10 protein-coding genes and 1 pseudogene are annotated in these 13511 nt (G+C 57.3%); 5 read left to right on the forward strand and 6 right to left on the reverse strand.

Going from position 1 to position 13511, the window contains the following annotated elements; translation table 11 throughout:
• Window positions 1–178: 178 nt before the first annotated feature.
• Window positions 179–2113, reverse strand: a complete 1935-nt coding sequence (locus tag CCGE531_RS26740; protein WP_120669599.1) for a methyl-accepting chemotaxis protein — start codon at window positions 2111–2113, stop codon at window positions 179–181.
• A gap of 893 nt (window positions 2114–3006) precedes the next feature.
• On the opposite strand from CCGE531_RS26740, the gene CCGE531_RS35250 reads away from it, so the two are divergent.
• The gene (locus CCGE531_RS35250) at window positions 3007–3207 is read left to right on the forward strand and encodes a DUF4143 domain-containing protein (RefSeq protein WP_281024472.1); all 201 of its coding nucleotides are present in this window, start codon (window positions 3007–3009) and stop codon (window positions 3205–3207) included.
• On the forward strand, window positions 3203–3457 hold the full coding sequence (locus tag CCGE531_RS35255) for a DUF4143 domain-containing protein (RefSeq protein ID WP_281024480.1): 255 nt from the start codon (window positions 3203–3205) through the stop codon (window positions 3455–3457). Before CCGE531_RS35250 ends, CCGE531_RS35255 begins: the two co-directional genes overlap by 5 nt.
• A gap of 321 nt (window positions 3458–3778) precedes the next feature.
• Here CCGE531_RS35255 and CCGE531_RS26750 read toward each other — a convergent pair whose 3' ends face one another.
• Window positions 3779–5170: an MFS transporter gene (locus tag CCGE531_RS26750; protein WP_120669601.1), complete on the reverse strand. Its 1392-nt coding sequence runs from the start codon at window positions 5168–5170 to the stop codon at window positions 3779–3781.
• 337 nt (window positions 5171–5507) lie between these two features.
• Here CCGE531_RS26750 and CCGE531_RS26755 point away from each other — a divergent pair, with 337 nt between their 5' ends.
• Complete coding sequence (locus tag CCGE531_RS26755; protein ID WP_120669603.1) at window positions 5508–6218, forward strand: GntR family transcriptional regulator; 711 nt, start codon at window positions 5508–5510, stop codon at window positions 6216–6218.
• A gap of 453 nt (window positions 6219–6671) precedes the next feature.
• On the opposite strand, the gene CCGE531_RS26765 is transcribed toward CCGE531_RS26755, so the two are convergent.
• The 3 genes from CCGE531_RS26765 to CCGE531_RS26775 form a co-directional block, all read right to left on the reverse strand.
• The gene (locus tag CCGE531_RS26765; RefSeq protein WP_120669605.1) at window positions 6672–7061 is read right to left on the reverse strand and encodes a GFA family protein; all 390 of its coding nucleotides are present in this window, start codon (window positions 7059–7061) and stop codon (window positions 6672–6674) included.
• Window positions 7058–7312, reverse strand: a complete 255-nt coding sequence (locus CCGE531_RS26770) for a hypothetical protein (RefSeq protein ID WP_205586524.1) — start codon at window positions 7310–7312, stop codon at window positions 7058–7060. Before CCGE531_RS26770 ends, CCGE531_RS26765 begins: the two co-directional genes overlap by 4 nt.
• A gap of 379 nt (window positions 7313–7691) precedes the next feature.
• Window positions 7692–9626, reverse strand: a complete 1935-nt coding sequence (locus CCGE531_RS26775; RefSeq protein WP_120669609.1) for a methyl-accepting chemotaxis protein — start codon at window positions 9624–9626, stop codon at window positions 7692–7694.
• Between the two features lie 538 nt (window positions 9627–10164).
• On the opposite strand from CCGE531_RS26775, the gene CCGE531_RS26780 reads away from it, so the two are divergent.
• A complete protein-coding gene (locus tag CCGE531_RS26780) occupies window positions 10165–11619 on the forward strand; it encodes an NCS1 family nucleobase:cation symporter-1 (protein ID WP_120669611.1) in 1455 nt (484 codons plus the stop codon).
• 234 nt (window positions 11620–11853) lie between these two features.
• Here the strand turns inward: CCGE531_RS26780 and CCGE531_RS34445 are convergent, their stop codons facing one another.
• Window positions 11854–12072, reverse strand: a complete 219-nt coding sequence (locus CCGE531_RS34445) for a hypothetical protein (protein ID WP_162944040.1) — start codon at window positions 12070–12072, stop codon at window positions 11854–11856.
• A gap of 241 nt (window positions 12073–12313) precedes the next feature.
• On the opposite strand from CCGE531_RS34445, the pseudogene CCGE531_RS26785 reads away from it, so the two are divergent.
• Window positions 12314–13471: pseudogene (locus CCGE531_RS26785) on the forward strand (2-isopropylmalate synthase); the annotation flags it as partial.
• Window positions 13472–13511: the final 40 nt, after the last annotated feature.

Consider the following 13511-nt stretch of genomic DNA (forward strand, 5'->3'; position numbering starts at 1 on the left):
CACAATGGAACCGCCGCCGATACTTATCAGTGTCTTAAGGGTCTGCTCGCCACGGCCGACTTGGCCGTAACGGAAGTTGGCCGGAGGGAGCCGATGGCACGAAGGGATCGCGGTGAGCTGGCCGCGATCCTCGCTTTTAAAGCCCGACAATCCTTCAAGGACGGCCGAGGCAGCAGGATCAGAACTCCTCCCAGGATGCCGACGCCGCCGTGGCTGCACCGGAGCCATTGAATGCGCCGGCAATCTTGGCCCGGAGCGAGCGCGCCGGCGATGCGGCCGGGCTCGATCGTTCCGTCGCGGCAGCCGGCCGCGCGCGGCTGCGGCCATTTTGCAGATTGAACTGCCCGAGGATATCGTTCAGCGCCGTCACCTCCTTGGCCAGGCTGTGGCTGGCAGCCGTCGATTCCTCGACCATGGCCGCATTCTGCTGCGTTCCCTGGTCGATGCTGTTGACGGCCGTGTTGATCTCCTGCAGGCCGGTTGCCTGTTCGCGGGCCGCCTCGACGATCGCGCGCACGTTGCTGTCGATTTCTTCCACTTCCTTGACGATCTGCTGCAGCGATTGCCCGGTTCTCGTGACGAGAGTGACGCCGCTGTCGACCTGTTGTCCAGATGTGGAAATGAGCGCCTTGATCTCTTTGGCCGCCGTGGCGGAGCGCTGCGCAAGCTCGCGGACTTCCTGCGCGACGACGGCAAAGCCCTTGCCGGCGTCGCCCGCACGCGCCGCCTCGACACCGGCGTTCAGCGCAAGCAGGTTGGTCTGGAAGGCGATATCGTCGATGACGCCGATGATATTATTGATTTCGCCCGACGACTTCGAGATTGCCTCCATCGCGGCGATCGCCTGTTGCATGACCTCGCCGGATTTCTCCGCGCCGATCCGGGCACGGCCGACCAGCGAGCTTGCTTCCTCCGCGCGCCGGGTGGAATCCTTGACGGTGGTGGTGATTTCCTCGAGGGCCGCGGCCGTCTCCTCGACGGAGGCGGCCTGCTGCTCGGTCCGCTTGGAGAGATCTTCCGCTGCGGAGCGGATCTGGTTGGCGCCGGCGGCTATGGCCTGACCACCCTGGCCGACGGCGACAAGCGTCTCTTCGACCTTGGTCATCGAGGCGTTGAAATCTGCTCTGAGGCGATCGAGATGGGCGACGAAGGGCTGCTCGATGCGATAGACCAGATTGCCATTTGAAAGCTCTCCGAGGCCATTTGCCAGGCTGTCGACGGCAAATTGCGCGTCAGCGGCATCCTTGGCCTTTTGCGCCTCGCGCTCCAGTCTTTCCTTTTCGGAGAGGCTGCGGCCGGCAGCGGCTTCCTGCTCCAGCCGTATGCGCTCGATGGCGCTGTCGCGAAAGACGGACACGGCCGCAGCCATCTGACCGACTTCGTCCTTGCGTTCGATCCCGGAAACAGGCTCTTCGGTATTGCCGTCCGCGAGCGAGACCATGCGCGCCCGCAGCCGTTCGATCGGAGCGGCAATGCCGCGCGCGGAGACGAGAATAGCGACCAGGACCGCGCCAGCCAGCAGGACACCCAAGGCGATCAGGGTGTTTGTAATGGTATCCGTGGCCTGTCGAGCGAGCGTCTTGCTCTTGGCTCCGATATTCTTGTTGAAGGTATCGAGCCATTGGCGGATCGCAAGAACCTCGTCAGCGATCAGCGGATCCGCCTGCTTCAACAGCTTGAGCGCGCCGTTATTATCGTCCGTCAGCCCGGCCTTCACTGCCTGATCGGTCAGCGCGAGGGCGTCGTTGGCCTTCGCTATCAGTTGGTCCACTGCGTCCGCCTCAGCGGGGATAAGCGCGCGAACGGTTGCCAAGCGTTCGAGAAGCACTTTCCTGTTCCCCTCATAATCCTTGGCGAACTTAGCCATTTCCGGGTCTTTCGCGCTGTAGGCCAGGATCTGATAAGCATTGTAGCTGAGCGCCACCACCCGTTGGCTGGCCCTCGCCATCTCTACCGCTGCGGCCTCATCGTTCGAAATGAAGTTCGAATAAGTGCCGACACTATCCTTGTATTGGCTCGATACGAAGAGGACACCCGCCATCCCGATCAGGCACATCGGAATTATAATGGAGAGTACTTTCGTCCTGATCTTGGCATTCTGAAGAAATGACATGGGTTGGCTCGCTCTCGAAAGGAGCTGGCGACCGCTAAGGCGATGGAATAGGCGCAATTGCCAGCGATGGCCTGCTTTGGATTGTCGAAATTACAGAGAGGGAGCATCCTGCTCGTCGCCGATGGCGCTGCACAGCCAAGAGAGCGCGGCAAGCTGACAAAACGGTTAATATAGCTACATATTGCGTAAATTTTGACCATAAAATTCCAAATAATTGTGCTAAGTAAATCACTATAAATCTCAGGTTGCCATCTTTCTATTCATGATTGTTGATGATCAATATACAAGTTGCATGAGATAATAGCCGTGCGCCTTACGCTTAGGAGATCGAGTCAGTCATTTCCCGTCAATGGATGTTTTCGCTTCATGGTAGAGCTTGACCAGCAGGGCGGCTTAGTTCGACGCACCTCGCTGGACCAATCCCACGGATTCATCACTCCGCTCCAAAGCCTGCTCAGTTCTCCGTGGCAATCAACAGGTTAGGGTTCCAGGGAGCCGAGCAGCAGATTGCGCAAGGCGTCGTGGTCGACCTCCGGCCGATCGAAATCTTCCGGCTATTCATGCCAAAAACGGGGCGCCGCCGATTTTTTGGGCTTTTGGTTTCAATTGGACACCGTATAAATTTCAAATCGTCACATATTGGCTTTCAATCAGCCAACCTCATAGTTTCAAATAGTCACACGGAGCGAAACTATGACGATATATCCAGGGCTCGCCGAGCAACGAATTAACGACGCCATGTCGGACGCGCGCGTCGTATTGATCGTCGGCCCCTGACAATCCGGTAAAACGAGGCTGGCCAAGAAGATAGCCAGTCCAGCCGCCATCGGGATGAATCACATCACAACAAAAAATACGTCGGCATATTCGAGAGCTTATTTCTCGCTCGAACCTTGCAACCCTGGTTTTCCAATAAGCTGAAACGCCTCATCAAGACACCCAAAATACATTTTCTTGATTCTGGTGTTCTCGCTTCTCTGCGAGACCTCTCTCACGACCGGCTACGGGCAGAGAGGGGGCAATTTGGACCATTGCTGAAGACTTTCGTCTTCGCCGAGATTCTTAAACGCGGGTGGCGGGGAAGAACGAATTGAGTTCTCACATTTTCGCGACAAGCAGCAGAACGAAGTCGATATCGTTATCGAAAACAGAAGAGGACGCATTGTCGGCATTGAGATAAAGGCGGCGGCTACCGCATCGTGCGCCGACTTTTCTGGATTGCGAATTCTAGCCGAGGCGTCTGGAGAAAAATTTGTTTCAGGCTTTGTCTTGTATGACCATCAAAAGGTGGTCCCCTTCGGAGAACGCCTTTACGCCGTGCCTATTTCCGCATCGTGGCGTTAGCGCTTGGGAATTTCGGTCAACTTCTCGGCTCGTACATTATTGAAAATTCGACATTTTCCTATAAAAAATGAGCATTGGATCGAGTCCCATCAAGCCGAGGAATACCGATTTTCGATCAATCCGCTCGACCGGATGAGGGGCTGGCGAAACCGGGCTCGCAGGTGCCTGGCTCTAGTCGGCGCCTTGAAGATATTGCCCAAAGGCCACCTTTGGTCCGTGCCCGCGTTTATATATTCCTTGGCGATGGTGGCGACCGTTTTCTATTTCGTACCCCAAGGGTGCGCCAATCGGCAGTCGTCCGATGACACTTCGAAACCTCGGCTAGTTGCGATCGCTGCTTTTGGCGAGCGCGAACTCCGCGCTGACAGGATCGGCAGATGGTTTTGAAATCTCGAATCGCTTGATCTCGCCGACCAGCACCCAATAGCTGATGACCCCGCCTATGACATGCAGCCCCACATAGAGGAGCGCGCCGTGAAAGGAGCCCGTTCCCTCGACGATATAGCCGATTGCGACCGGAGTGATGACCCCGCCGATACTTCCTGCCGCGTTGAACAGGCCGCCAGTCAAGCCGATCGCTTCCCTGGGTGCGGTGTCGGCGACGACGGTCCATCCAAGCGCCCCAAAACCCTTGCCGAAGAAGGCAGCGCACATGATCGCAACGACGATGGCATTTACATCCGTGTAGTTGCACAGAATGATCGTGGAACTCAGGCCGAGGCCGATGGTGATCGGGATTTTCCTGGCTAGGCTGAGAGAGCCCGACTTGCGCAGGAGCCAATCGGAAAAAAATCCGGTGGAGACGCCGCCGATACATCCGAAAATCGCCGGCAAGGATGCCACGAATCCGGCCTGAAGCATCGAGAAATGTCTTTCCTGAACCAGATAGCTGGGAAACCAGGAGATAAAGAAGGTTGAAAGCGAGGCAATACAATATTGGGCGAGGAAAATCCCGAGCAGCATGCGGTTCGTCAAAATTTGTCGGGCGACCTGCCGGGTGGAGACTTGCACCTGGTCGCCTTTGATTTTCTCCCCTCCCACATCGGTCAATGCTCCGCCTGATTTGATGTAGGCGATCTCTTCTTTCGTAACCCGCGGGTGACGACTGGGGGCAAAATAAGCTCTCCACCAGATCAGTGCCAACACCAGTCCGATGACACCCATGACGGAGAAGATGTGTTCCCAGCCGAGATAGTGGAACAGCGCGCCCATCAGGGGCGTAAAGATCGCAAGAGACAGATATTGAGCCGAGTTGAAGATCGCGCCGGCAACGCCTCGTTCGTCGGAGGGGAACCAGGCGGCGATGATACGAGCGGAGGCTGGCGTGACCGGTCCCTCCAGCAGCCCGAGCACGAACCTCAATACGTAAAGCGCTACCACCGGATAGGCGAAATATCCGACGCCGCTGACAAGGGTGATCGCGATCGACCATCCGGCCAGCGACAGCAACATCGCCGCCTTGGCTCCCGTCCGATCGACTATGTAACCCGACGGGACCTGTGCGATGAAATAGCTCCATGAGAATGCCGAAAAGAGCCAGCCCATATTCGCGGCGCTGATGCCGAGATCCTTCGAGATCCCAGGGCCAGCGACAGAGAGGGTTGCTCTATCTCCTGTGCTCACGGCCAGGATAACCGTAATGAGCGCGAGCACGACGAACCGTTGGTAGCCGGCGCGAGGCACGCCAATGGGCTTGGAAGTATGCGTTGTCATCTAAGGAACCTTTCGGGAGGTCTGGGGCTCTGCAGCGTCCGCTGGGACCAATGCGCCTGGCTCGAAGAAGGAGGGTAACCGCCGTCCGAGGGCCGCGGTGCCTGAAACAGCCTAGGATTTGATGGTCGGCGGCTCGCGGGGCACGGACCTTGAGCGGCCGATATTTGCCGCTGGAACGTTGGAAAAGGCGATGAATCGCTCTGCGTCGCGCATCCTCCTCAAGGCTCCTCAACCCCTCTTCTGGCGATTTCGCTTGCCGAATTCTGATGTCGACAGAAATCTGAAATCTGATATACCAGATGTCACAATAATGAAGACCCGTCAACGAGATTCAAAAATGATCGAAGCGAAGCAGGGTGCGGGGCGCGAGGCGGCCTTTAAAAAAATTGATCCGGCCTTACAGGTCACGGTACGCGATCATGTCTATCGCGCGATTAGAAGCGCCATCCTGTCGGGTGCCTTCGCGACCGGCGAAAGGATCAACGAGCGGCAGCTGGCAGAGCAATTCGGCGTCAGTACGACGCCAATCAAAGAGGCATTGCGTCAGATCGAAACGGAGGGGCTTGTCGAGACCTTGCCTCGCCGGGGCGTCGCCATCCGTTTCAGCACGCAATGGGCGGAGGAGATGATCCTTGCCCGTGCGGCATTGGAATCAATGATCGCGCATCTGGCCGCCAAACGTATAGACAAAGCATCGGGAGCCAAGCTTCTTGGCACGGTCGATGTCATGAAAACGGCAACCGCATCCGGGGATGCCGATAGGCTGATAGCGCTCAACGAGACGTTTCACGATCATATCCATCGCAGCTCTCGCTGCGGCTATCTCGCGAAACTCATCGAGCGCCAGCAGTTTTACGATGCAAGCATTCGCCGCGTCATTCATCTCGACTCCACGGAGCGGCAGAAGGCCCTCAGCGAGCATGCAAGCATCGCCGAAGCCATCGTTACGGGCGATGCCGATTTGGCGGAGCGCTTGATGCGCAACCATGTCGTCCGCTCGGGCGAGACCTATCTCAGCATCGTCTTTGGAAAGCAGAAGAATATCTGAAGAGGCCTCGGCGCTCATGCGATCCCGACACGGATCTAGTGAAGGCTGGCAAGGATCGAGTTCCGCTAATAAGCCGGATTGTAAAAAAGAAAGCCGCATTTGAAGCATGTGTTCAGACTAAGGTCCATGTTCAATGCATTTCTCTTGGGATATGGGCATTTTGCCCCCGGTCGCCTTCACCACAACTAGTGTTGGCGGTCAGCCCTGTCACCAGAGTAAGCTCTGGTGACAGGGCGATAATTTGGCTGATTGATGGCAGTGCTTCCCGCGTCCTTGATCGAGCTGACAATATCGAAGGCTGAGGCCCTATCTCTTCGATCCCGCTTTCTCAGAAGCTCTCTCGCGTTTCCTCCTGCGGCAAATCCGAACCGATATCAGCTCAATCAAGGCGGCTTTCGACACCATAATGTGTTCTGGGCACGACCCGTTGGGAGTGATCCAGAGAGCCGACGGTCACTCGGATGAGTTCACCATCGGGTCCTCTTCGTGTTGCTCCGCACCCTCGATCGGCGCAAGCCAAGGTTCCCGGCGCTTCGTCCACAGCTCATAGGTGGGGGTGAGGCGAACAGGTGCCTTGGTCAGGACACCGAGCTTTATCTCGGCTTCCTTCTCGCGAATTGCAAAAACGCGCGAACCGCAGCGAGCGCAAAATTCCCGTCCGGCAAATTCCCTCGTTTCGCCCTCATATTCGAACTCATCTGAAGACCATACGCCGAAATAGGTAAAGGCCGAGCCGCTCTCCTGCCGGCAATCGGTGCAGTGACAAATGCCGACACGAAGAGGATTTCCTCGAACCGCCAAACGCACTTGCCCGCAGCGGCACGAACCGGTCAATTTCGTCACGGCATATCCTCTTCATCGATGACATTTGTGGTTGGGCCCTCACCGCGGCTGACATGCTCCGTATGCCAGCGCCCGTCGTGAAGCTGGTAGGTTATCTTGGCGTCTTCGCCACCTTGCTGCTGCCGAGCCGCGGCTGATTTCGCCGCGGCAAGGGCGCTCTCGTGATCGGGAAACGTCTCCGACCAAACATCGCCGACGCGGTAGGCGAAGCCTTCATCATGTTTGCCGACGTTATATGTTAGGGGCATCATCTCCTCCCGGCTTCGCCGATAGGGCTCGAAGAGTCACGCGCAAGCCGTGGACGGAACTCCTCTCATGCGAAACGAGAGGCTCCATTCATGGAAAACCGTCTTCGTATTCAAAGTTCCGAGAAGCAGAAAAGTTTCCAACAGTGATGGATATTGCGATTGAGCGGCGCTCAGTCGTATCGCCATCCTTGAAAGTCAAGCTGCTGATTTGGGCTGTACAAGAAAGAGAATAGCCGACATTGCCTTTGGGGAGGCGTGGACGCTTCAACGCCCGGGCGACAAGAACATATCGGTCGGACGCGATCGCGGGAAGGCCGTACCTTCCCGCGATCCTCGCTTTTAAAGCTTGACGACGCTTCAAGGACGGCCGAGGCCCGCAGGATCAGAACTCCTCCCAGGATGCCGACGCCGCCGTGGCTGCACCGGAACCATTGAATGCGCCGGCAATCTTGGCCCGGAGCGAGCGCGCCGGCGATGCGGCCGGGCTCGACCGTTCGGTTGCGGCAGCCGGTCGCGCGCGGCTGCGGCCATTTTGCAGATTGAACTGCCCGAGGATATCGTTCAGCGCCGTCACCTCCTTGGCCAGGCTGTGGCTGGCAGCCGTCGATTCCTCGACCATGGCCGCGTTCTGCTGCGTTCCCTGGTCGATGCTGTTGACGGCCGTGTTGATCTCCTGCAGGCCGGTTGCCTGTTCGCGGGCCGCCTCGACGATCGCGCGCACGTTGCTGTCGATTTCTTCCACTTCCTTGACGATCTGCTGCAGCGATTGCCCGGTTCTCGTGACGAGAGTGACGCCGCTGTCGACCTGTTGTCCAGATGTGGAAATGAGCGCCTTGATCTCCTTGGCCGCCGTGGCGGAGCGCTGCGCAAGCTCGCGGACTTCCTGCGCGACGACGGCAAAGCCCTTGCCGGCGTCGCCCGCCCGCGCCGCCTCGACGCCGGCATTCAGCGCCAGCAGGTTGGTCTGGAAGGCGATATCGTCGATGACGCCGATGATGTTATTGATTTCGCCGGACGACTTCGAGATTGCCTCCATCGCGGCGATTGCCTGTTGCATGACCTCGCCGGATTTCTCCGCGCCGATCCGGGCACGGCCGACCAGCGAGCTTGCTTCCTCCGCGCGCCGGGTGGAATCCTTGACGGTGGTGGTGATTTCCTCGAGGGCCGCGGCCGTCTCCTCGACGGAGGCGGCCTGCTGCTCGGTCCGCTTGGAGAGATCTTCCGCTGCGGAGCGGATCTGGTTGGCGCCGGCGGCTATGGCCTGACCACCCTGGCCGACGGCGACAAGCGTCTCTTCGACCTTGGTCATCGAGGCGTTGAAATCTGCTCTGAGGCGATCGAGATGGGCGACGAAGGGCTGCTCGATGCGATAGACCAGATTGCCATTTGAAAGCTCTCCGAGGCCATTTGCCAGGCTGTCGACGGCAAATTGCGCGTCAGCGGCATCCTTGGCCTTTTGCGCCTCGCGCTCCAGTCTTTCCTTTTCGGAGAGGCTGCGGCCGGCAGCGGCTTCCTGCTCCAGCCGTATGCGCTCGATGGCGCTGTCGCGAAAGACGGACACGGCCGCAGCCATCTGACCGACTTCATCCTTGCGCTCGATCCCCGCAACAGGCTCTTCGGTATGTCCGTCCGCGAGCGAGACCATGCGCGCCCGCAGCCGCTCGATCGGAGCGGCAATGCCGCGCGCGGAAACCAGGGCCGCGATCAGGATAGCAGCGGCGAAAAGAATACCGAGTGCGATCAGGGCATCGGTAATCGTGCTCGTCGCGTGATCATTGAGCAGCTTGCTTTTGGCGCTGATGTTTTCATTGAAGGTAACAACCCATTGGCGAATGGCCAAAGCTTCGTTGCCAATCAGCCCATCGGCCTGCTTCAAAAGCGTGGTTGCCGTGTCGTCGTCGTCATTCTTACCTGCCGTCACAGCCTTGTCGGTGACGGCGATGATGTCGTTGGCCTTTCCCGAAAGGTCTTCGACTGCGGCCCCCTGCTCAGGAACCAATTTCCTGACATTGGCAAAGCGCTCCAGAAGAGCCTGCTTGTTTTCCTCGTAACTTTTGACGACGCCAGCCATTTCCGGGTCTTTGGACCTGTAGAGGCGGATTTGGTAGGCATTGTAACCCAGCGCCGCCAATCGTTGATTGGCCATCGACATCTGTATGGTCGCTGCCTCATCTGTTGAGATGAATTTGGAATAGTCAGCAACGGTATTGCGGTATTGAGACGACACGAGCAGGGTGCCGCCAATTCCGATCAGGCAGATCGGGATGATAACGGAAAGAACCTTTGCTCTGATCTTGGCGTTCTGAAAAATGCTCATGGGCTCATCCACTTTTGGGAGCCGGTGACCGCCGGCGCAACGAAGGTTGCGACTATCGCCTGCTCTGAAGATCGGGAACATTGCAGGCGTGAGCATCCTGCTCGTCGCATCGGCGCTGCAACGTGAAAGATGGCATATACATCTGATGAAACAATTAATAACGGAAGATTGCGTGAGTTGATTGAAGTACTTCAATCAATTGTTAGCAGGTGCAGCAACCTCTAAAGATTGTATTTTAGTGCATGGTTGCAATTCGACAACTATTTTTTCGTGTATAGCTGAGTAATTTAACTGATGGATGTCATTTCACGATGGCATAAATGCATCTATTTTCAATCTATACTGGATTTTCGCTGCTCTTAAGCGGGAGAATTTACAACTAAGGCACAGCCTGGCGTATTTGCATCGCATGACGAAGTGCCGCGATTATGAGCTAGGAAAGCCACACGCTGCATCGCGTCTTGATTGCCATATAAGCATTTTGGGAGCACGCTTCGCGAAGAGTCCAACGGACTCTGAAAGATTGGGGAGAGGGGAAATGACCATACAAAATCCATCGCCTGCGTTGTACAACGAGGACCTGGCGCCCGCCGAAGAGAGGAAGTGGGGCGCGTTCAGTATCTTCAATGTATGGACGTCGGATGTTCACAGCCTTTGGGGGTATTATCTTGCCGCAAGTCTTTTCCTGTTGTGCGGCAGTTTCATCAACTTCGTGATCGCGATCGGTATCGGCTCGCTGGTCATCTTCTTCCTTATGAGCCTCGTCGGCAACGCCGGCGTCAAGACAGGCGTGCCCTTCCCAGTCCTTGCCCGCGCCTCGTTTGGAACCTTCGGCGCAAACGCCCCGGCGCTGGTGCGGGCTATCGTTGCCTGCTTCTGGTACGGCGCCCAGACCGCAGCTGCCTCGGGCGCCATCGTCGCCCTTCTGATCCGCAACGAGAACATTCTCGCATTCCATCAAAACAGCCACATGCTCGGCCATTCAACGCTTGAGGTCATCTGCTACGTCGTCGTATGGGCGCTGCAGCTTTTGATCATCCAGCGCGGCATGGAGACGGTGCGCAAATTTCAGGATCTGGCCGGCCCCGCCGTCTGGATCATGATGCTGGTGCTTGCGGTCTATTTGGTGGTCAAGGCAGGCACGTTTTCCTTCGGCAGTGAAATTCCGCGCGAGATACTGCTGGAAAAGACGAAGGACGCGGGTGTTCCCGGTGAGCCTGGATCTTTCCCGGCGCTTGCGGCTGTCGCCGCCACCTGGATCACTTACTTTGCAGCGCTTTACTTGAACTTCTGCGATTTCTCGCGTTACGCCAAGGACACCAAGACCTTACGAAAAGGCAATCTCTGGGGCCTGCCGATCAACCTGCTCGCCTTCTGCCTCGTCGCTGGCGTAACCACTACGGCTGCCTTCACCGTCTACGGCGAAGTGCTTCTACATCCCGAAGCGATCTCGGCGAAATTCGACAGCTGGTTCCTGGCGCTGCTTGCCGCATTGACCTTTGCGGTCGCAACGCTTGGCATCAACGTGGTCGCAAACTTCGTCTCGCCGGCATTCGACTTCTCGAATGTTTTCCCGAGGCAGATCAGCTTCAAGCGGGGCGGCTATATTGCGGCCCTGATCGCGCTGGTGCTCTACCCGTTCGCGCCATGGGAGACGAGTGCCGCGCATTTCGTCAATTTCATCGGCTCGAGCATGGGGCCGATCTTCGGGATCATGATGGTGGATTACTATCTGATCCGGAAAGGCGAGCTGAATGTCGCGGCACTCTACCAGGAAAATGGCGAGTTTCGCTTCCAGAACGGCTGGCATAGAAATGCCTTTATAGCCTTCGTGGTCGGCGTACTGTTCTCGTCGATCCTGCCGACCTTCACGTCCATCCTTCCGGAATGGTGGGGAACCTATGGCTGGTTCTTCGGCGTCGGCATCGCCGGGGTAGTCTACTATGTGCTCCGTATGAGCGCCCGCGGTTCCGCCATCGGGGCTGCGACTTAACCAGAATTGCCGTACCCGGCAATGAGTTGCCGGGTACGGCTCAGGCTCCCGCACGGTCTTTATCGACGCAGTTTTCAATTGTGATTGATCGCAAGACGGGACAGGCAAAGCGCAAAAGGTTCGAATTCATTCAAGAGCACCCCATATCCGCTCGCGAACCGAGGCAGGCGCTCCCTCGCCATATCATTGAAATACCAGCTGCCAGAAGCAAGTGTGGCAAAGCGGCTACAGCTGTCACCGGCCAAGCAGAAAACCGTAATTTTCTAAGCATAGTCCATAGTTTTCTAAAATACCGCCGTCACGAATGCAGCCATCTTCGCCATAGTAACCATTCGGTGCGCTATGGACACTCAATTCCCAGGTTTTGAAATCTTTGCTCCGAAAATCGATGCGGCCTGGACTGCCTCGCAACGGCAATATGCCAGCCACCTGACCGGTACGGAAATCGATCATCTATTTGCCCGCCGCGCCCTGGTGGGGATCAAGCTCCCTTCCAATCGCGGCCCTGTTGCATTCATTCCATTCCGGAGCCGGGCCAAACAGGATCAGATCTGACAGGACTTGCATCACGTGAATTTCGCCGCTGGCATGAAATGCGCCCGAAGCGTCGATCATCCATGACTTGCGCGTAATGCATACAGCTAACCCCTACGAATTCGGCAATGCCAATGCTTCAATCGATCGGGAGAGTCGCATGAATACTGAAAAGATCATTATCTTTGACACTACCTTGCGTGACGGCGAGCAAAGCCCCGGCATCAACCTCGACGCCGGTGAAAAGGTCGAGATCGCGCTTATGCTCGAAGCGCTGAAGGTTGACGTGATCGAGGCCGGCTTTGCCGTCTCCAGTCCTGGCGAGTTCGATGCGATCAAGGCCGTGGCGCGCGTCGTCAAGGACAGTACGATTTGCAGCCTGAGCCGCGCGGTCGAGCGCGACATCGACCTGACGGCGGAGGCTGTTTCCGGTGCGGCGTCGTCTCGCATCCATATCGTGCTGGCGACCTCGCCTATTCACATGAAATACAAGTTGCAGATGACACCGGAAAACGTGCTCGAACATGCCGTTCGCGCGGTGCTCCACGCGCGACGCTATTCAGAGGATATCGAGTTTTCCTGCGAGGACGCGAGCCGGTCGGAGCCGGAGTTTCTTGCCCGTATCGTGGAACAGGTGATCAGGGCCGGTGCGACCACGGTCAGCCTGCCTGATACCGTCGGCTACGCCACGCCCCACGAATATGGCAAGCTATTCACCTATCTGCGCAATGTCGTGCCGAACGCTGACAGGGCCGTGTTCTCCGCGCATTGTCACAATGATCTGGGCATGGCTGTTTCCAACTCGCTCGAAGCGACCCGGCAGGGCGCGCGCCAGATCGAATGCACGATCAACGGCATCGGCGAGCGAGCGGGCAATGCGTCGCTTGAGGAGATCGTCATGGCATTGCATACACGCGAGGATTTCTTCCGATGCCGGACGTCGGTCGAAACCCGCCGATTGACCGCTGCCTCCCGTCTCGTCTCGGAGATCACGGGTTTCGTTGTGCAGCCTAACAAAGCGATCGTCGGTAAGAATGCCTTCTCGCACCAATCAGGCATTCACCAGGATGGCATGCTGAAGAACCCGTTGACCTACCAGATCATGACGGCGGTGGAGGTCGGCGCCGACGAGTATCGGTTGGTGCTCGGAAAGAATTCGGGTCGTAACGGTTTTCGCATGTGCATGCGCTCGCTGGGCGTCGAGTTCGGCTCCGATGCCGATCTTGATCTCGCTTTCTCCCGTTTCAAGGATATCGCCGATCAGAAGGCATCGCTTTGCGATGAGGATCTTCTGGCGACGGTTGCGGGTATGGAAGCGCTCTCCCGGGAAAAACGCATCGCATAATTCTACCCCAGAA

The sequence above is a fragment of the Rhizobium sp. CCGE531 genome (genome assembly GCF_003627795.1).
GTDB lineage: Bacteria > Pseudomonadota > Alphaproteobacteria > Rhizobiales > Rhizobiaceae > Rhizobium.

Excerpts from the sequence above, each read along its gene's own strand:
- CCGE531_RS26740 (WP_120669599.1), bottom strand. The coding sequence starts at position 2,113 with ATGTCATTTCTTCAGAATGCCAAGATCAGGACGAAAGTACTCTCCATT.
- CCGE531_RS26750 (WP_120669601.1), bottom strand. The coding sequence starts at position 5,170 with ATGACAACGCATACTTCCAAGCCCATTGGCGTGCCTCGCGCCGGCTAC.
- CCGE531_RS26755 (WP_120669603.1), top strand. The coding sequence starts at position 5,508 with ATGATCGAAGCGAAGCAGGGTGCGGGGCGCGAGGCGGCCTTTAAAAAA.
- CCGE531_RS26770 (WP_205586524.1), bottom strand. The coding sequence starts at position 7,312 with ATGATGCCCCTAACATATAACGTCGGCAAACATGATGAAGGCTTCGCC.
- CCGE531_RS26775 (WP_120669609.1), bottom strand. The coding sequence starts at position 9,626 with ATGAGCATTTTTCAGAACGCCAAGATCAGAGCAAAGGTTCTTTCCGTT.
- CCGE531_RS26780 (WP_120669611.1), top strand. The coding sequence starts at position 10,165 with ATGACCATACAAAATCCATCGCCTGCGTTGTACAACGAGGACCTGGCG.
- CCGE531_RS34445 (WP_162944040.1), bottom strand. The coding sequence starts at position 12,072 with ATGATCGATTTCCGTACCGGTCAGGTGGCTGGCATATTGCCGTTGCGA.